The organism is Mesorhizobium sp. M4B.F.Ca.ET.203.01.1.1 (genome assembly GCF_004791025.1).
Classification (GTDB): Bacteria; Pseudomonadota; Alphaproteobacteria; order Rhizobiales; family Rhizobiaceae; genus Mesorhizobium; species Mesorhizobium abyssinicae.
In genome coordinates this window covers 1-343 of sequence record NZ_SRUO01000152.1, presented here as the reverse complement: position 1 = coordinate 343, position 343 = coordinate 1, and the positions used below count along the sequence as shown (strand labels likewise).

1 protein-coding gene is annotated in these 343 nt (G+C 62.1%); it reads right to left on the bottom strand.

Annotated features, from left to right (window positions below):
* A partial coding sequence (locus EN846_RS34075) for a hypothetical protein (RefSeq protein ID WP_135928129.1) occupies nucleotides 1-273 on the bottom strand: 273 nt, incomplete at its 3' end.
* Nucleotides 274-343 lie beyond the last annotated feature (70 nt).

Genomic DNA, 343 nt, shown 5'->3' with positions numbered 1-343 from the left:
GTCGGACGTGCCGACGCCGCTGGTGGATTTCAGGGACAACGACCCGCTGGCGGATGTCCCGCCAACAAGCGTTTGAGGCGTATGAATGCCCGAGGCATCAGCCCAGATTTCACCGTCAACCGTGTTGGAACTGTTGAGCCAGCGGAAACTCTGGCCTCTGTAAGCCTCATAGGTAACGCCCCCGCCGCCAGCGCCCACAGCCGTATCCAGGGCGCCATTCATGGAAATGATGCCCTTGTTGAACTTGGTCGTCGTCCCGGCGCCGATGTACATGGCACCCGTCGCGTTTTGCGTGGCGAGAGTGCCGTGTGCCCCAGCCGTCAGGCCAAGAGCCCAGGTTGAC